The sequence below is a fragment of the Streptomyces sp. TLI_105 genome, assembly GCF_900105415.1.
Taxonomy (GTDB): Bacteria; Actinomycetota; Actinomycetes; order Streptomycetales; family Streptomycetaceae; genus Streptomyces.
In genome coordinates this window covers 4,812,085-4,829,479 of sequence record NZ_FNSM01000001.1, presented here as the reverse complement: position 1 = coordinate 4,829,479, position 17,395 = coordinate 4,812,085, and the positions used below count along the sequence as shown (strand labels likewise).

Below are 17,395 nucleotides of genomic sequence, written 5' to 3'. Positions count from 1 at the left end.
GTGCGGGTCAGCTCCTCTCCGCGGTGCCGCGGCCCTGGGGGGAGGTGGGGGGCAGCGGGTCGGTGCGGGAGACCTGGGTCTCCGGGTAGGCCTGCCGGCCGGGGGCGGTGGGCGGGGCGGGGACCTCGTCGACGCGTTCGGCGGCCTCGATGCGGGCGGCGCACACCTTGTACTCGGGGATCTTGGAGCGCGGGTCGAGGGCGTCGATGGTGAGGGCGTTCGCCGCCGTGGGGACGGGCCAGTGGTACGGCACGAAGACGGTGTCGGGGCGGATGGCCTCGGTGACGAGGGCGGGGAAGACCTCGCTGCCGCGGCGGGTGACGACGCGGACGGGGTCGCCGTTGCGGAAGCCGTGCGAGGGGTGGACCTCGACCCAGGGGCGGGGGGTCTGTTCGACGAGGGCGCCGAGGCGGCGGGTCTGGTTGCCGGAGAGGAAGTGGGCGACGGTGCGGCCGGTGGTGAGCGAGAGGGGGTACTCCTCGCTGTACGGGTCCACGGGCGGGTGCCATGCGACGGCCTGCATGTGGATCTTTCCGTCGGGGTGGTAGGTGCGGCCGTCCTCGAAGAGCCGCGGGGTGCCGGGGTGCTCGGTGGTCGGGCAGGGCCAGGCGATGCCCCCGGTCTCCTCCAGGCGCTCGTACGTGATGCCGTAGTAGTCGTTGACGGTTCCGGCGGAGGCGACGCGGAGCTCCTCGAAGACGGAGCGGGAGTCGGGGAAGGCGAACTTGTCGCCGGCGCCGAGCCGTTCGGCCAGTTCGCAGATGACCCAGGTGTCGGTGCGGACGCCGGCCGGTGGTTCCTGGGCCTTGTTGTGCTTGACGACCCGAGCCTCGGCATTGGCCATGACGCCCTCGTCCTCGGCCCACACGGTGACGGGGAAGACCACATGGGCGTTGGCGGCGGTCTCGGAGAGGAAGAAGTCGAACTGGGCGTGGAACTCGAGGGTGTCGTAGCCGTCCTTGACGGTGGCGTAGTTCGGCAGGGAGACGAAGGGGTTGTTGCAGATGCCGACGAGGCCGCGGATCTCCTTCCGCTGCATCTGCCAGACCATCTCCATCATGGAGGTGCCGGCGGGCGGGAGTTCGGCCTCGTCGATGCCCCAGATCTCGCAGATCTGGCGGCGGTGCTCGGGGTTGGTGATGGAGCGGCCGCCGGGGAGGAGGTCGGACTTCTGGCCGTGTTCGCGGCCGCCCTGGCCGTTGCCCTGGCCGGTGATGGTGCCGTAACCGGCGCCGGGCCTGCCGATGTTCCCGGTGGCGACGCACAGGTTGATGATGCTGAGGCAGTTCTCGACGCCCTGGGAGTGGTGCTCGACGCCGCGGGCGTGCCAGGCCATGGCCTTGCCGGCGCCGGCGAACATGCGGGCGACCCGGACGATCTGTTCCTCGGGGACGCCGCAGATCTCGGCCGCGCGGGCGGGCGGGTGGTCTGCGACGGTCCGCTTGACCTCGTCCCAGCCGGTGGCGTGGGCGGCGAGGTAGGCCTCGTCGGTGAGGCCCTCGGCGGCGACGACGTGCAGGACGGCGTTGAAGAAGGCCGAGTCGGTGCCGGGCCGGAGGGCGACGTGGACGTCGGCGGTGCGGGCGATCGCCGTCTCGCGGGGGTCGACGACGATGAGGGTGGCGCCCCGGTCGCGGGCTCCCCACAGGTACTGGGTCATGACGGGGAAGCATTCGCCGACGTTGGAGCCGGCGATGAGGAGGCAGTCGGTGAGGAGGATGTCGGAGAAGGGGTTGCCCGCGCGGTCGATGCCGAAGGCGAGCTTGTTGGCTCCGGCGGCGGAGACCATGCAGAGGCGGCCGTTGTAGTCGACGTGCCGGGACTTGAGGGCGACACGGGCGAACTTGCCGACGAGGTAGGTCTTCTCGGAGAAGAGGCTGGCGCCGCCGAGGAGCCCGAAGGAGTCGTTGCCGTACTCGCCCTGGATGCGGCGGATCTCGGCGACGGTGTGGTCGAGGGCCTCCTCCCAGCTGACCTCGCGGAACTCCTCGTCGCGACTGCGGCGCAGGAGGGGCGCGGTGAGCCGGTCGGGGTGGTTGACCTGCTGGTAGGCGTTGATGCCCTTGGGGCAGAGCCGCATCCGGTTGATGTCGTGGTTGCGGGGTTCGACGCCGAAGACCTTGCCGTGGCGGTCGACACGGAGGTACATGCCGCACTGGACGCCGCAGAAGCAGCAGTGGGTGGGGACGAGGGTCTCGTCGTTCTGGTCGGCGTGCCAGCGGTCGGCGGGGATGCCTCCGGCGTCGCGGAACTGGCGGGTGCCGGGCGGGGCGAGGGAGGGGTCGAGCGGCAGCGGCCGGCCGGGGGTGGTCGCGGGGTCGGTCGCGGTCACTTGAAGCCCTTCTTCACGTGGTCGAGGTAGGCGGTGCCGCGCAGGACCCGCTTGCAGCGGGGGCAGTACTCGGCCCACTCGTCGAAGCCGAGGTCGAGGTCGCGCATGGTGCCCCGCAGGTTCGCCACGTACGGGGCGGTGTCGATGGGCTCCTGGCAGCGGCGGCAGGCGAGGACCTCGCCGTCGGCCTCGTCCTCGCGGCGGGAGGTGTACTTGAAGAGCTGCATGCCGACGGCGGCGGGCCGCTGGACGATGTGGAAGAACTTCCCGAAGGGGATGTAGATCAGGGTGAAGACGACGGACACCATGTGGAGGACGGCGAGGAACTCGTAGCCGCCGCCGTGCAGGAAGATCGACGAGAAGGTCAGCAGCAGTCCGGTCACCGAGACGACGACGAGGGCGATCAGCGGCACCAGGTCGTAGGCGAAGCGCTGGCCGGTGACGGCGCCCCGGTCCTTCATGCGGCGCCAGAGGAAGTAGGCGGCGCCGGCGATGACGAGGACGGCGGCGACGTCGAGGCCGTGGAACATGAGCCGGCCGAGCACGCCGAGGGCGTCGAATCCGATGATCCCGAAGCCCCAGATCCGCATCTCGTAGCCGGGGCCCGAGCCGGTGGCGGAGGTGAAGGTGAACCATCCCCAGGTGAGTGGGAAGGTGATCGCCGCCGCCAGCAGGCAGCCCCAGAAGACGAGCTGGTGGGCGGCCCAGCGGGCGTGGGAGCGGGCGCCGAGGAACTTCTGGAAGCCGAGGTAGGTGGCGATCATCTTCGGCAGGGCGGTGGGCGCCCTGCGGAAGTTCGCGGCGGAGAAGAAGGAGCGCCGGCCCTGCCGGAAGAGGCGGCGGGCGCCGGGCGCGGAGATCCAGACCGTGTAGCGGTAGGCGACGCCGAAGGCGAGGAAGACGGTGGCCACGGCGTAGGGCAGGAGGGCCGAGTCGAAGTCGCGGAGCAGGCGGCTGCCGAAGACGACCGCGAGGATCAGCAGGGCGGAGACGGCGGCGCCGGCGAGGGCGGCGCGGCGGCGCACGGCGGCCGGGGTCCGGGGCGCGGGGCCGTCGGCCGCCGTGGCGCCGGGTGCGGGGCCCGGGGCGGGAGCGAGGGCGGAGCCGGACGCGGAGGTCGGCTCGGCTGTCTTCGGTGGCTCGGTCACGCGGCCACGGTAAAACCGTATGACCCGCTTAGCCCTGTTTTGACCGCCCCGGGGGTGATGAGCCGGCCGGACGTCGCGCAGCCCGTGGGCCGTGAACACCTCGCGGGCCGCGACGGGCCGCCGGGGGAGGCGGGGACGACGTGTCGTGCCGATCGCCCCGGGCGGCGATGGCCGCCGGGCGGGCCCGGGCCCCCGGTCGCGGGCCGCGGGCGCCCCGCAGGGCGTGGCACGTGTTGGGGGCCCGCCGCCCGTTCTGCTGTGCTGGGGCGCATGACACAACCGTTCATGCCCCTCACCGCTCGCTCCCGCGAGGAGTCGCACCGGGCCGCCACGCCCCTGGAGCTCTTCTTCGACCTCTGCTTCGTCGTGGCCGTCGCCCAGGCCGGCGCCGAACTCGTGCACGCGATCGCCGAGGGCCACGCCGGCGAGGGCATCCTCGACTACGCGATGATCTTCTTCGCGATCTGGTGGGCCTGGATGAACTTCTCCTGGTTCGCCTCGGCCTACGACAACGACGACGTCCTCTACCGGGTCGTCACCCTCGTCCAGATCGCCGGCGTGCTCGTCCTCGCCGCCGGCGTCTCGCGCGCCTTCGAGGAGCACGACTTCCTCGTCGTCTACATCGGTTACGTCGTGATGCGGCTCGCCCTCGCCTCGCAGTGGCTGCGCGCCGCCCACCACGCCACCGACCCGGCCGAGCGGACGATGTGCCGCCGGTACGCGGGCGGGGTCATCGCCGTCCAGATCGGCTGGCTCGCGCTGGTCCTCGCGCCCGAGTCGGCCCGCCCCTGGGTCTTCCTCGTCATGGTGGTGGCCGAGATGGCCGTGCCCGTGTACGCGGAGAAGGAGACCGCCAGCACCTGGCATCCGCACCACATCGCCGAGCGGTACGGCCTGTTCACCATCATCGTGCTGGGCGAGACCGTCGCCGCCGCCACCGTCGCCGTGAAGACCGGCATCGTCGAGAACGACGCCCTCGGCGAGGTGCTGCCGATCGCCGCGGGCGGCCTGCTGCTGGTCTTCGCCGCCTGGTGGATCTACTTCGTCGTGCCCGCCCACGACCGGCTGACCTCCAGCCGCCAGGGCTTCCTGTGGGGCTACGGCCACTACGTGATCTTCGCGTCGGCCGCCGCCGTCGGGGCCGGCCTGGAGATCGCCGTCGAGCAGGCCGTGGGCAAGGCCCACATCTCCACGCTCGCCGCCTCCGCCGCCGTGACGATCCCCTCGGCCGTGTTCCTGCTGTCGGTGTGGCTGCTGCACGCCCGCTACTTCAAGGTCGGCATCGCCCAACAACTGGTCCTGCCGGTCTCCTCGTTCGCGATCCTGATGTGCTCGTTCGCGGGTCGCTGGGCGGTCCTCGCGGCCGGGCTCGTCGCGGCGGCCACGGTCGCCGTCGGGGTCACCCTGACCGCCCGCAACCCCCGCACGCGCGCGAGGACGACGGCCTGAGGCCTGACGGGCCCCGGAGACCGGAGGCTGGAAGAGCGGCCGTCCACCGGGACACAATCCGCACATGATCTTCCGCCTCCTCGGGCCGCTCGCGACCACCGATGCCACCGGCACCCCGGCGCCCGCCACCGGCGGCCCCAAGGTCCGCGCCCTGCTCGCCCGGCTCCTCCTCGACGCGGGCAGGACCGTCCCGGTGGAGCGGCTCGTCGACGGGCTGTACGGGGACGAGCCGCCGGCCGGCGCCCAGGGCGCGCTCCAGGCCCAGGTCTCGCGGCTGCGCCGGGCCCTCCCGCCGGGCGTAACGGTCGAGTTCTCGCCCGCCGGATACCGGCTGGCCGTCGGCGACCCCGCCACGGACGTGGACGTCCTGCGCTTCGAGGCGCTCGCCCGGGAGGGTACGCGCGCGCGTGCGGCGGGCGACCCCGGCCGCGCGGCCGGCCTGCTGCGGGAGGCGCTCGGGCTCTGGCGGGGGCCGGCGCTCGCCGACGTGCGGGACGCGCCGTTCGCCGCGGGCCAGGCGGCCCGGCTCGACGCGCTGCGGCTCGACGCGGTGGAGGAGTGGGCGGCCGCCGAGCTGGCCGTCGGCGGTGACCTGACCGCACTCGTAAGGGAGTTGGAGCGGTCGGTGCGGGAGCAGCCGCTGCGGGAGCGGCTGCGCGGGCTGCAGATGCGGGCGCTCGCCGCGGCGGGACGGCAGGCGGAGGCGCTCGCCGTGTACGAGGAGGTGCGGGCTGCCCTCGCCGAGGAGCTGGGGGCCGATCCGTCGCCGGAACTGTCCGCCGTACACCTGGAGGTGCTGCGGGGCGGGACGGCCGCCTCGGACCGGACGTGCCCGCCGCTGCCCGCGCCGCTGACGGACTTCGTGGGCCGCGAGCGGGAACGGGAGCGGCTGGCCGCCCTGGTGGCGGCCGCGCGCCTGGTGACCCTGGTGGGCCCGGGTGGCGCGGGCAAGACCCGGCTGGCGCTGGAGGTGGGCGCGGGGCTGCCGGGGGAGGTGAGGTTCGTGGACCTGGGGGCGGTCGGGGGCGCGGGGTCGATGGGCGGCGGGGGCGGACGTACGGGCTCCACGGCGAGCGGGACCGGGGCGGCTGCCGGGCGTACGGGCTCCGCGGCTGCCGGCGACGGGCATACGGGCTCCGCGGCTCCCGGCGACGGGCATACGGGCTCCGCGACTGCCGGCGACGGGCGTACGGGCTCCGTCTCTGTCGAGGTCGCCGAGGCCTTCGCGGCGGCGCTCGGCGTACGGGGCGCGGCGCGGCTCGAAACGGCCCTGGCCGGACGGTCGGTGCTGCTGATCGTGGACAACTGCGAGCACGTCGTCACGGAGACGGCACTCCTCGTACGACGACTGCTCGCCGCCTGCCCGGGGCTGCGGATGCTGACGACGAGCCGGGAGGCGCTCGGCATCACCGGGGAGTCCCTGCTGCCGCTCGGCGCCCTCGCGCCGGACGCGGCGGAGGAGCTGTTCGTGCGGCGGGCGGCGGCGGTCCGGCCCGGATTCACGGGCCACGCGCGCGTGGCGGAGCTCTGTGCGGGCCTCGACGGGCTGCCGCTCGCCGTCGAGCTCGCGGCCGCCCGCCTGAGGACCCTGACCGTGGAGGAGCTGGCGGACGGCCTCGGCGAGCGGTTCGAACTGCTGTCGCGCGGGGACCGCACCGCGCCGGAGCGGCACCGGACGCTGCGGGCCGTGGTCGAGTGGAGCTGGTCGCTGCTCGAACCGGACGAGCGGGAACTGGCCGCGCGGCTCTCCGTGTTCCGGGGCGGCGCGACGGCGGAGGCGGTGGCCCGGGTGTGCGGCGCGGGCGCGGACCCGCTGGCCTCGCTCGTGGAGAAGTCGCTGGTGGAGGTACGGGACGACGGCCGGTACCGGATGCTGGAGACGATCCGCGCCTACGCCGCCGAGCGGCTCCCGGACGGGGACCCGGCGATCGCCGCCCACCACGCGTACTACCGGGAGCTCGCCGAGGCGGCCGACCCCGAACTGCGCGGGCCCGCCCAGCTGGAGTGGCTGGCCCGGCTGGACGCGGAGGACGCGAACCTGCGGGCGGCGCTGCGGCGCGGCACGCCCGAGGACGGGCTGCGGCTGGTGGCCGCGCTCAGCCCGTACTGGTGGCTGCGCGGGCTCCGGGGCCGGGTGGCGGCGCCGGTCGCGGAGCTCCTCGACCGGGTGGAGCCGACGGCGGAACTGGGCGAGGAGTACGCGCTGTGCGTCCTCGCGGCGGGCCTCCGGGAAGGCGAACACGTGGACCGGGCGCGGGAGTTCCTCGTCGCGCGCACGGCTCCGCTCAGGCAGCCGTACACGGCCTTCCTCTGGTCGACGTCCATAGGCCCCCTGAAGGGCCTCCGCATGGGCGACGACCCCTGGTCCCGCGCCCTCGGCCAGGTGGGCCACGCCCACCTGGCGTCCTCGAAGGCCCTCTTCGTCCAGGCCCTCTCCGGCTTCCGGGCGCTCGGGGAGCGGTGGGGGACGGCGACCGCGCTGGAGGGGCTGGCGGCGCACACCGCCGAGCCGCTGCCCCTGCTCGCGGAGGCCCTGGAGCTCTTCGAGTCGCTGGGGGTCGCCGAGGACGTCGTCGACCTGCTCCACCGCCGCGCCGCCGTCCACGAGGCCGCCGGGGACGCCGCGTCGGCGGCGGCCGACCGCGCCCGCGCGGCGGACACGGCCCGCCGGGCGGGGCTGCCGGCGTGAACGACAAGGCCTTCGTGATCGTCTCCGGGCTGCCCGCGAGCGGGAAGACGACCCTGGGGCGACGGCTCGCCACCGGGCTCGGGCTGCCGCTCGTCGACAAGGACGCGATCCTGGAGTTCCTGTACGGCTCGCTCGGCGTCGGCGACGAGGCGTCCTGTGGACGCGGGGGCGCTCGCTGATCTCGTGACGGAGACGAACGCCCACCTGACGGGCCCCTGATCCCACGGCCCCGTACCCCCACCTGCCCCCGGGCGGTGCCCGCGCCCGGCCGGTGCCCGCGCCCGTGTGGGGCCCCCGACCGTGTGGGCGCGCGCCTGCGGGGCGGTTCCCCCGCCCGTGTGGGCAATCGTCCCGCTGGGGCGAGGGGGTCCCCCCTGCTCGAGCGAAGCCGAGAGCTTGGGGGAGGGTGGACACACGGGACGACCCCCTCAGTGGCGCCTTCGCGTTCCGCGCCTGGACCCGCACCACGCGTGCGCCGTACCTGCCGGTGCGGGTCCAGGCGCGGGAGCCTCTGGCGCCGGCAAGGGCGCCGTTCCGTTGTGCCCACCCGTTCCGCCCCGGCGGAACGCATGCCCACAACGAGGGCGCTGGGGTAGGCACCGCCCCGGCGGGCGCGCCAGCCACGGGGGCGCGAGGGGTGGGCACCGCCCCGGCGGGCGCGCCCGCGACGGGGTGGGTGCCGTACCGGCGGGGCGGCTGACCGCGACGGGCGGTGCGGCGGGCGGGGTCCGTCAGTGGGTGTCAGGTGGTCGTCAGTGGTTCGTCAGCGTCCGGCGCGAGTGTTCTTCCCGTGCCCCGGGGAAACGCCCCGGGCCGCACGGAAGACCCGAGGAGATCGCCATGCAGCAGCACATCCCCGCCGACGCCACCCCCCGTACCGCCCTCGTCACCGGTTCCTCCCGGGGGATCGGGCGGGCGATCGCCCGGCGGCTCGCCGCCGACGGGATGCTCGTCGCCGTGCACTACGGGCAGGACGCCGCCGCCGCGCAGGAGACCGTGGACCTGATCGCCCGGGACGGCGGGCGGGCCTTCTCCGTCGGGGCCGATCTGGCCGCGCACGACGGGGCGCCCGCCCTGGTCGAGGGCGTCCGGGCCGGGCTCGCCGCCCACACCGGGGAGGCCGTGCTCGACGTCCTGGTCAACAACGCCGCCGCGACCACCTCGGGCGGCCACCTCGCGGACGAGACGCCCGAGCAGTTCGACCGCGTCTTCGCGGTCAACGTCCGGGCGCCGTACTTCCTCGTCCAGGGGCTGCTGCCGATGCTGCGCGACGGCGGACGGATCATCAACATCGGTTCGGCCGTCACCCGGATCGCACTCGCCGACGAGCTGGCGTACGCGATGACGAAGGGGGCGATGGAGACCTTCACGCGCACCCTCGCCAACGTGGTCGGGGAGCGCCGGATCACCGTCAACACGGTCGCCCCCGGCCCGACGCAGACCGCCGGCCTCACCGCCGCCATGGCGGCGATGCCGCAGCTGGAGGGCATGCTGATCGGCGGTCAGGCGCTGCCGTGGGTCGGGCAGCCGGAGGACATCGCCGACCCGGTGGCCTTCCTGGCCTCGGAGGACGGCCGCTGGATCACCGGCACCGTGCTCGACGCCTCGGGCGGCACCTACCTCGGACCCAAGCGCTGAGCCAAGCACCGTGGTAGGCAGGGGACATGACACTTCCCGAAGCGACGGACGGGCAGGACGGGATCACCGACGTGAGCGGGCTGCGCGTGGGGCACGCGCGCGTGGCCGGTCCCGGGGCGTTGAGCGGCACCACGGTGGTCCTGGCCCCGGAGGGCGGGGTCGTGGCCGCCGTGGACGTCCGGGGCGGCGGGCCGGGCACGCGGGAGACGGACGCCCTGGACCCGCGGAACGTGGTCCAGCGGATCGACGCGGTCGTCCTGACGGGCGGCAGCGCGTACGGCCTGGACGCGGCCGCCGGGGTGATGGCCTGGCTGGCGGAGCGGAACCGGGGCGTACGGGTGGGCCCCGATCCGTCCCACGTGGTGCCGGTGGTGCCCGCCGCGTGCGTCTTCGACCTGGGCCGGGGCGGCGACTTCACGGCCCGCCCGGACGCGGCGACGGGTCGGGCGGCGGCGGAGGCGGCCGCCGCGAGCGGGGACCACGCGCGCGTGAGGACGGGCGCGGTCGGCGCGGGCACGGGGGCCGTGGTCGGCGGCCTGCGGGGTGGGGTGGGGACGGCGAGCACCGTCCTGGAGTCGGGGATCACGGTCGGGGCGCTGGTCGTGGTGAACGCGGTGGGTTCGGCCGTCGACCCGTCGACGGGCGTCCCGTACGGCAGCTACTTCGAGGCCGGCCGGCCCGCCTTCCCGGACGCCACCGTCCACGAGGCGGCCCAGCGGCGGCTCGCGGGGGCGCGGAAGGCGTCCGCCCCTCCCCCGCTGAACACCACGCTCGCCGTGGTCGCGACGGACGCGGCGCTGACCCGGGCCCAGGCGCGGAAGGTCGCGGGCACGGCGCACGACGGCATCGCGCGCGCGGTGCGGCCGGTGCACCTGATGAACGACGGGGACACGGTCTTCGCCCTCGCCACCGGGGCGCGGGAACTGCCGGAGGGGGCGGGCCCGCTCGCCCTGAACGAGATCCTGGCGGCGGGCGCGGATCTGGTGACCCGGGCGATCGTCCGCGCGGTCCTCGCGGCCCCGGGCGGCGGGCGCGGTCCCGGCGGCGACTTCCCCTCGTACGGCGAGCTGTACGGACCGGAGGCGGGCGCGTACTCCCGGTAAGAGGAAGGGAGTTGGGAAAATCGGCGGGAACTTCCCGTGAGGACCCTTCGTTTTGCCGGAACCCCGGACACGATGTCAGACCCAGGGACTACGTTAAGCAAGCACCAAGTGACATGCGGCGACGGCCTGGAGACCCTCTTGAACGATCCGCAGGATCCTCACGATCCGTACGAGACGACCGAGGCGCACCTTGAGCGGCTCCTCGGCCGGGCGCTCAACTCCTTCGACCTGCCCGACTCGACCGTCGAGCGCCTCGGCACGGCGCTCGCCCACTCCAGCGCGCTGCACTCCTCGCACCACAGCGCGTCGCTGCACCGCACGACCCACCGCCACACCTATCTGCTCGCCGACGGCAGCGCGCTCAGCCTCTGGGAGCTCGTGCACAACGCCGGCCGGGACGGCACCGAGCAGCACGAGCTGTACACGGAGGAGTCGGAGGCGCGGCTCGCCGCCTCCCGTCTCCCGACCGGTCCGCTGCAGGGCTGGACGGCGGAGCGCTCCGACGGCCGCGTCCTCGACGAGGACGACGACCTGGGGCTGCTGAGCGCCCTGCTCGCCCGCCCGATACCCGCCCAGCCCCGGATGTACGTGCCGGACAACTCCGCCGACCACGCGCGCCGCGTCCTGCGCCGCGCGGAGAACGCGGACCGGCCGGGCGAGCGGACGGCCCGCCGTCTCCGGCTGGCCTTCGCGCACCACATCACGCAGGCCTTCGGACGTCACTGCGCGGTGGAGGGCGGCCGGGACGCCGGCTTCACCCTCTACGAGCACCAGTTCCTGCTGCTCGACGGCAGCGAGGTCAGCCTCTGGGAGGTCGAGCACACGGCGACGCCGGACGGCCGGCACATGTGCGAGGTGTACGAGGACGAGCACGCGGCCCGCGGCGCGATGGAGTCCCGCTCCCGGGTCCGCTGACGCGCCACCGCCCGGACCGTCGATCAGGCGGCTTCCGGCCGGACCGCCGATCAGGCTTCCGGCCGGACCGCCGCCGCCGTTCCGACCCCTGACCGGGCAGCCCGGGCCGGGAAGTCGGCCGGGCGGCCGGCCCGGAGGTCGGCCGGGCGGCCCGGCCCAGCCCGGGAGCCGTCGGCTCCGGCCCCGTCCGTTCAGGTGGCGAGGGTCAGGGCGGGGACAGCGGCGGTCTCGGTCAGGCGCCGGACGGCGAACTCCCGGTTGGCGCGGGTCTGTTCGCGGTAGTTCTCCGGCAGGTCCGGCAGCGCGAGCAGCCGGTCGCAGGCGGCGAGCGAGGCGGCGTGGTCGCCCACCCAGTACGCGGTGATCGAGTACTCGAAGAGCAGCCCCCACCGGTACACCCACGGCTGGGTGAACAGCACGTCGTCCGGCATCCCCCGGTCCAGGACGGTGGCCACGAGGGCGTGGGCGGCCTGGTGGCGCCGTAGCCTCCGCAGCCGCGCCACCAGCTCGTAGCAGGCTTCGAGGCGCTCGGGCCGCGACTCCCAGGCGCGCGTCAGAGCGTCCATCCCGGCCGGCCAGTCGCCGGCGTCGGCCCGGAGGACCCCCGACTGGAGCAGGGAGAAGTACACCTCCTCGCCCCAGCCGCCCATGGCCGCGCGCCGCTCGTAGAGGGCGACGGCCTCGTCGGAGCGGCCCATGTCCCGCAGGGTCTGCGCGAGGTAGAAGACCGTACGGGGGTTCGCCGGGTCCCGGTCGAGCTCGGCGCTCAGCAGGCGGGCGTCGCGCTCGAACTTGTCGTGGCGCGAACCGCCGTCGGCGTGGTCCTCGATGACGAGGGCGTCCAGGTTCTCCTGGACGTGCTCCCGGTCGGCCGTCAGGTACTCGTGGGTGACGCCCTCGTACCGCCACGGCAGATCGCCTCTGACCAGGCGTTTGATGCGGTACTCGACGGGCCCCCGGTGGCGGATCATGTACGCGTCGGCGAGCGGGCCGCCGGCGTCGGGCAGCGGGCCGTCCTGGCGCAGGACGTGGTCGGCGTCGAGGAGCAGCAGGTAGTCGGCCCGGCCACGGGCGCGCGATGTTCAGGCTGCGGTTGTGGCCGAAGTTCACCCACGGCTCCTCGCGCAGCTCGCCCGGGATGCCGGCGAGGGCGGTGCGGATCTCAGGACCAGGTCTCCCCTGGGTCCGCTCGCCCGACGTCGCGCCTGGGTCTCAGGCGGTGCCGTCGCCTCGCTCGCCCTCGTCCCGACGGGAATGGCGGGCCCCGCCATGGCGATGGCCCCGGGCGGACTCGTCGCGTCGAGCGCCGCCCCGATGGGCGGCGAGTGTCCGGAAGGCCCGCACGGCCCGCACCACCCCAAGATGGGCGAGGTCGGCGCGTACGTCGACGGGCAGGTCCAGCACGCCCTGGAGAGCGGGGCGCGAGCCGCCCGGTCCCTCAAGGGCGGCGGCTACGGAGACGACTGCGAGGACCACGGCGGGCGGCCCGGCCCGACCGGTCCCACGGGCCCCCAGGGCCCGAAGGGCGACACCGGCCCTGCCGGCCCGAAGGGTGACAAGGGCGACACCGGCCCGCAGGGCCCGACCGGCCCGGGTGGCGGTGCCACCGGCCCGGCAGGACCGGCAGGACCGGCAGGACCGGCAGGACCGAAGGGTGACACCGGGGCCGCCGGGCCCTGCGTCGACATCGACGCCTACAGCCCGTCCAACTCCGAGGACTTCCAGGCCGCTCTCTACAACGGCAAGGCGTTCGTCGGCAAGGCGAGCGTGCCGGGCGGGACGATCGTCTGGCAGGACCTCACCAACACGGTCGCGACCCCCACCGACCCCGCCAACCCGAACTACCCCGCCACGGCCTGCGGCATCGCCATCGAGGCCCAGGGCAACGACGCCTTCGTCAAGGTGATCACGCCCAGCGGAGCGGTGTGGCAGACGCACGGGGACATCCAGGGCAACACGTTCGTCTGGGACGAGGGCTGGGTGCAGCAGTCGACCCCGACGCCGGTCGCGATGCGCGCGCTCAAGGGGAAGTTCAAGGGTGATCTGAAGCACGGCGCCGTCAACCACCGCTGACGGCACGGCCAAGAGGGGCGGTGCACACCGCCCCTCTCCCGCCCGGCCCGGCCGGGCATGCCGAAGGGCCCTGGTTCCGGGACGAATCCTGGGGCCAGGGCCCTGTCGGAAGAAGGTCAGTGCGTGAGCGCCGGCTCCTTCTCGATCTCGTCGGCGACGACCTCGTCGTCGCCGCCCTCCAGGTGCTGCTTCGGCTTCGCCGGCAGCGCGAACATCACCAGGAAGATCAGGGCGAGCACACCGGCCGCCCAGCCCAGCGAGTTCTGGAAGGCGTTCGTGAACGCCGTCCCCACCTCGGCCGGAGCCTTGGCGAGCCGCTCGTCGTCGATCTGACCGAAGAAGACCACCGACACCAGGCCGAGGCCCAGCGCGTTGCCCATCTGCCCGGTCGTGTTGATCAGGCCCGAGGCCGAACCGGCGTGCTCCTTCGGCACCTCGGACAGCACCGCGTCCGTCAGTGGCGCCACGATCAGGCCCATGCCGAGACCCATGACCACCAGCGGCGGGATCATCTGCCAGGAGTGGATCCCGATCCCGTACCGCCCGGCCACGAAGAAGTAGAGCAGGATGCCCGCGATCATCGTCAGCGCGCCCGCCTGGAGCACCTTCCGGCCGAAGCGCGGCACCAGCTTCTGCACGGACATGCCGGCGGCCACCGAGACCGAGATCGAGAACGGCACCCCCGTCAGGCCCGCCTTCAGCGGGCTCCAGCCGAGCCCGATCTGCATGTAGAGCGTCCAGACCAGGAAGAAGATGCCGAGCACGACGCCGAAGGTCAGCTGCACCGCGATGCCGGCCGCGAAGCTCTTCACCTTGAACAGCGACAGCTCGACGAGCGGCGAACCGTCCTTCTTCGTCTTGTACTTCTCGTACGCCACGAGCGCGCCGAAGACGAGCAGGCTGCCGGCCATCATCAGATGACCCCACAGCGGCCAGTCCAGCTCACGGCCGCGCGTCAGCGGGTAGACCAGCATCAGCAGCGCGGCCGTCACCAGGAGCACACCGACCATGTCGAGCTTGAGCGCCTTCGGCGCCTTCGACTCGGTGATGAACTTCCGGCCCAGGAACAGGGCCGCGACGCCGACCGGCAGGTTGATCAGGAAGATCGGGCGCCACTCCAGGCCCGCGATGTTCCACTGGGTGAGCAGCGCGCCCAGCAGCGGGCCCGAGACCGCGCCGAGGCCGATGATCGCGCCGAACATCCCGAAGACCTTGCCGCGCTCGTGCGCCGGGAAGGTGACGTGGATGATCGACAGGACCTGCGGCACCATCATCGCGGCCGCCGCGCCCTGGAGCAGGCGGGAGCCGACCAGCATCTCCTGGTTGGCCGCGAAACCGCAGAGCGCCGAGGCGAGGGTGAAGCCGGCGGTGCCGAGGAGGAAGAGGCGCTTGCGGCCGTAGATGTCCCCGAGCCGCCCGCCGGTGATCAGACCGGCGGCGAACGCCAGCGCGTACCCGGCGGTGATCCACTGGATGGCCCCGAACGAGGCCCCGAGGTCCTTCTCGATGCTGGGGATCGCGATGTTGACGATCGTGGCGTCGACCAGGTCCATGAAGGCGGCGGTCATGACGATGGCGAGGGCGATCCAGCGCCGCTTGTCGCCTGCCGCGGCCGCCTCGGTGGCGGCGTCGTGTGAACTCATACGAAGAAGATAGAAGTCATCTAGGTCAGTTCATGTCCTAGATGGAGCGCATCCTGGAAGACATGACGGACACTCCGGCACGACTCCTGAATCTGCTCTCGCTCCTCCAGACCCCGCGCGAGTGGCCCGGAAGCGAACTCGCCGAACGGCTCTCGGTCTCCCCGCGCACCATCCGCCGGGACATCGACCGGCTCCGCGACCTCGGCTACCCCGTCGAGGCGACCATGGGCGCCGTCGGCGGCTACCGCCTCGTCGCCGGTACGGCGATGCCGCCGCTGCTCCTCGACGACGAGGAGGCCGTCGCGATCGCCGTCGGCCTGCGCGCCGGGGCCGGGCACGCCATCGAGGGCGTCGAGGAGGCGTCCGTACGGGCCCTGGCCAAGCTGGAGCAGGTGCTGCCCTCGCGGCTCCGGCACCGGGTCTCCGTCCTCCAGAACGCGACGATCCCGCTGACCCGCGGGGACGGGGCCACCGTCACCACCGCCACCCTGACCACGCTCGCGGGCACGGTCACGGGGCACGAGCGGCTGCGGTTCGGCTACCGGGCGGGGGACGGCACGGAGACGAAACGGCTCGTGGAACCGTACCGGCTGGTGTCGACCGGGCGGCGCTGGTACCTCGTCGCGTACGACCTGGGGCGCGAGGACTGGCGGACCTTCCGGGTGGACCGGGTGAGCGAACCGCTCGCGACGGGGGCGCGCTTCGCGCCGCGTGAACTGCCGTCCGGCGACGCCGCGACCTACATGGCCCGCTCCATGGCGCGGGCCCAGGGCGAGGTCGACCTCGACGTGACGTTCGCCGCGCCGGCCGAGTTCGTCGTGGCGCGCCTCCCGTCCCACCTCGTGCCGGTGGCGACGGGGCCGGACCGCTGCCGGCTGCGGGCGCGCGTCGCGGACTCGGTGGAATGGCTGGCGCTGCGGCTCGCGCTGATGGACGTCGACTTCACCGTCCATGGGCCGGGGCCGCTGATCACGTACATGCGGGACTTGTCCACGAGGCTCGCTTCGGCGGCGGGCGGGTGAGCCTGTTGCGGACGGCGGTTCCGCGTGAGCGGCGACCACTCCTGTACCCGCCCCGTGGTGGGCGCGCCGACTGGGGCGGTGCCCGCTCCCGCGCCCCGTTATGGGCAGCCACTTCGCCGGGGCGGCGCCCACCCACCCCCGCCCGCCCCGCAGGCGCGTGCCCGTACGTGCGGGGTGGGCGAAAGGCCCCGGGGGCTCTCGTCCCTGGGGCCTTCTGGATTGCCGGCCCGGTTCAGGCCACCGCGTCGAAGCCCGTGTCGTGGGCCATCTTCTTCAGTTCCAGCAGCGCGTGCTTCTCGATCTGGCGGATCCGCTCGCGGGTCAGCCCGTGCTCCTTGCCGACCTCCGTCAGCGTCCGCTCGCGGCCGTCCTCGATGCCGTACCGCATGCGGATGATCGACGCCGTCCGGTGGTCGAGCTTGTCGATGAGGTCGTCGAGCTCCTCGCTGCGCAGCAGCGTGAGCACCGACTGCTCGGGGGAGACCGCCGAGGTGTCCTCGAGCAGGTCGCCGAACTGGGTCTCGCCCTCGTCGTCCACGGACATGTTCAGCGAGACGGGGTCCCGTGCCCAGTCCAGGACGTCGGTGACGCGCTCGGGCGTCGAGCCGAGTTCGGCGGCGATCTCGGCGGGCTCGGGCTCCCGGCCGTTCTCGCGGTTGAACTCGCGCTGCACCCGGCGGATCCGGCCGAGCTCCTCCACCAGGTGGACGGGGAGCCGGATGGTCCGGGACTGGTCGGCGATGGACCGGGTGATGGCCTGGCGGATCCACCACGTGGCGTACGTGGAGAACTTGAAGCCCTTCGCGTAGTCGAACTTCTCGACCGCGCGCACCAGGCCCGCGTTCCCCTCCTGGATCAGGTCGAGCAGCGGCAGCCCGCTGCGCGGGTAGCGCCGGGCGACGGCCACCACGAGCCGCAGGTTGGACTTGATGAAGAGGTCCTTGGCCCGCTCGCCCTCGGCGACCAGCGCTTCGAGCTCCTCGCGGGTCGCCCCGCCGGCCTCGCTCTCCACCTCTCCGTCGAGAATCTCCTGGGCGTAGACGCCCGCCTCGATCGTCTGGGAGAGCTCGACCTCCTTGGCGGCGTCGAGCAGGGGCGTGCGCGCGATCTCGTCGAGGTACATGCCGACCAGGTCGCGGTCGGCGATCTCCCCGCCCACGGCGCGAACGCTGCTTGCCCGTGCGGCCCCGCTCTGGGCGGAGGTCTGACGACGGGCGACGGCACGGGTTGCCATGCGTGCTCCCTTGCTGAGTAGGTCGCGACACCCTTACGGGTGCCCTGCATCCGACGGAAACAACGACTGGAATCAGGACAGAATTCCCACCCGGCACATGGATTTTCGCGATCATGCAGTATCCTGCGCCGCCGCCACCCCTGCGGGCA

Annotated in this window: 13 protein-coding genes; 8 read left to right on the top strand and 5 right to left on the bottom strand. The window is 73.7% G+C overall.

The window, feature by feature from the left end; translation table 11 throughout:
- Positions 1-7: 7 nt before the first annotated feature.
- Positions 8-2,332, bottom strand: a complete 2,325-nt coding sequence (locus BLW86_RS22140) for a molybdopterin oxidoreductase family protein (RefSeq protein ID WP_093875647.1) — start codon at positions 2,330-2,332, stop codon at positions 8-10.
- On the bottom strand, positions 2,329-3,480 hold the full coding sequence (locus tag BLW86_RS22135; RefSeq protein ID WP_093875646.1) for an MFS transporter: 1,152 nt from the start codon (positions 3,478-3,480) through the stop codon (positions 2,329-2,331). Before BLW86_RS22135 ends, BLW86_RS22140 begins: the two co-directional genes overlap by 4 nt.
- A 285-nt stretch (positions 3,481-3,765) precedes the next feature.
- On the opposite strand from BLW86_RS22135, the gene BLW86_RS22130 reads away from it, so the two are divergent.
- From BLW86_RS22130 to BLW86_RS22105, 6 genes are all read left to right on the top strand, one after another.
- On the top strand, positions 3,766-4,929 hold the full coding sequence (locus tag BLW86_RS22130; protein WP_256341389.1) for a low temperature requirement protein A: 1,164 nt from the start codon (positions 3,766-3,768) through the stop codon (positions 4,927-4,929).
- Positions 4,930-4,993: 64 nt separating this feature from the next.
- Positions 4,994-7,618, top strand: coding sequence for an ATP-binding protein (locus BLW86_RS43245; protein WP_093875644.1), 2,625 nt, complete (start codon positions 4,994-4,996; stop codon positions 7,616-7,618).
- Positions 7,615-7,797 (top strand): P-loop nucleotide/nucleoside kinase family protein, encoded by a 183-nt coding sequence (locus BLW86_RS22120; protein ID WP_093875643.1) that lies wholly within the window; start codon positions 7,615-7,617, stop codon positions 7,795-7,797. The genes BLW86_RS43245 and BLW86_RS22120 overlap by 4 nt, the downstream gene beginning before the upstream one ends.
- Positions 7,798-8,458: 661 nt before the next feature.
- Positions 8,459-9,256 (top strand): SDR family oxidoreductase, encoded by a 798-nt coding sequence (locus tag BLW86_RS22115; protein WP_093875642.1) that lies wholly within the window; start codon positions 8,459-8,461, stop codon positions 9,254-9,256.
- A gap of 26 nt (positions 9,257-9,282) precedes the next feature.
- Positions 9,283-10,359 (top strand): P1 family peptidase, encoded by a 1,077-nt coding sequence (locus BLW86_RS22110; RefSeq protein WP_093875641.1) that lies wholly within the window; start codon positions 9,283-9,285, stop codon positions 10,357-10,359.
- Between the two features lie 72 nt (positions 10,360-10,431).
- Positions 10,432-11,274: a DUF6227 family protein gene (locus BLW86_RS22105; protein WP_256341698.1), complete on the top strand. Its 843-nt coding sequence runs from the start codon at positions 10,432-10,434 to the stop codon at positions 11,272-11,274.
- Between the two features lie 191 nt (positions 11,275-11,465).
- Here the strand turns inward: BLW86_RS22105 and BLW86_RS22100 are convergent, their stop codons facing one another.
- The gene (locus tag BLW86_RS22100; RefSeq protein WP_177181722.1) at positions 11,466-12,245 is read right to left on the bottom strand and encodes a tetratricopeptide repeat protein; all 780 of its coding nucleotides are present in this window, start codon (positions 12,243-12,245) and stop codon (positions 11,466-11,468) included.
- A 124-nt stretch (positions 12,246-12,369) separates the two neighbouring features.
- Between BLW86_RS22100 and BLW86_RS42105 the strand changes: the two genes are divergently transcribed.
- A complete protein-coding gene (locus tag BLW86_RS42105) occupies positions 12,370-13,347 on the top strand; it encodes a collagen-like domain-containing protein (protein ID WP_177181721.1) in 978 nt (325 codons plus the stop codon).
- Positions 13,348-13,463: 116 nt separating this feature from the next.
- On the opposite strand, the gene BLW86_RS22090 is transcribed toward BLW86_RS42105, so the two are convergent.
- Entirely contained in the window at positions 13,464-14,990 is a 1,527-nt protein-coding gene (locus tag BLW86_RS22090) for an MFS transporter (RefSeq protein WP_093875640.1), read from the bottom strand.
- A 62-nt stretch (positions 14,991-15,052) separates the two neighbouring features.
- On the opposite strand from BLW86_RS22090, the gene BLW86_RS22085 reads away from it, so the two are divergent.
- Positions 15,053-16,012: a helix-turn-helix transcriptional regulator gene (locus BLW86_RS22085; RefSeq protein ID WP_093878799.1), complete on the top strand. Its 960-nt coding sequence runs from the start codon at positions 15,053-15,055 to the stop codon at positions 16,010-16,012.
- Positions 16,013-16,244: 232 nt separating this feature from the next.
- Here BLW86_RS22085 and BLW86_RS22080 read toward each other — a convergent pair whose 3' ends face one another.
- The gene (locus BLW86_RS22080) at positions 16,245-17,246 is read right to left on the bottom strand and encodes a sigma-70 family RNA polymerase sigma factor (RefSeq protein WP_093875639.1); all 1,002 of its coding nucleotides are present in this window, start codon (positions 17,244-17,246) and stop codon (positions 16,245-16,247) included.
- Positions 17,247-17,395: the final 149 nt, after the last annotated feature.

Bases quoted from the DNA above. Each gene is read 5' to 3' on its own strand.
- BLW86_RS22090 (WP_093875640.1), bottom strand. From the start codon at position 14,990: ATGAGTTCACACGACGCCGCCACCGAGGCGGCCGCGGCAGGCGACAAG.
- BLW86_RS22080 (WP_093875639.1), bottom strand. From the start codon at position 17,246: ATGGCAACCCGTGCCGTCGCCCGTCGTCAGACCTCCGCCCAGAGCGGG.
- BLW86_RS22130 (WP_256341389.1), top strand. From the start codon at position 3,766: ATGCCCCTCACCGCTCGCTCCCGCGAGGAGTCGCACCGGGCCGCCACG.
- BLW86_RS22110 (WP_093875641.1), top strand. From the start codon at position 9,283: ATGACACTTCCCGAAGCGACGGACGGGCAGGACGGGATCACCGACGTG.
- BLW86_RS22085 (WP_093878799.1), top strand. From the start codon at position 15,053: ATGACGGACACTCCGGCACGACTCCTGAATCTGCTCTCGCTCCTCCAG.
- BLW86_RS22115 (WP_093875642.1), top strand. From the start codon at position 8,459: ATGCAGCAGCACATCCCCGCCGACGCCACCCCCCGTACCGCCCTCGTC.
- BLW86_RS43245 (WP_093875644.1), top strand. From the start codon at position 4,994: ATGATCTTCCGCCTCCTCGGGCCGCTCGCGACCACCGATGCCACCGGC.
- BLW86_RS22105 (WP_256341698.1), top strand. From the start codon at position 10,432: ATGTCAGACCCAGGGACTACGTTAAGCAAGCACCAAGTGACATGCGGC.
- BLW86_RS22100 (WP_177181722.1), bottom strand. From the start codon at position 12,245: ATGATCCGCCACCGGGGGCCCGTCGAGTACCGCATCAAACGCCTGGTC.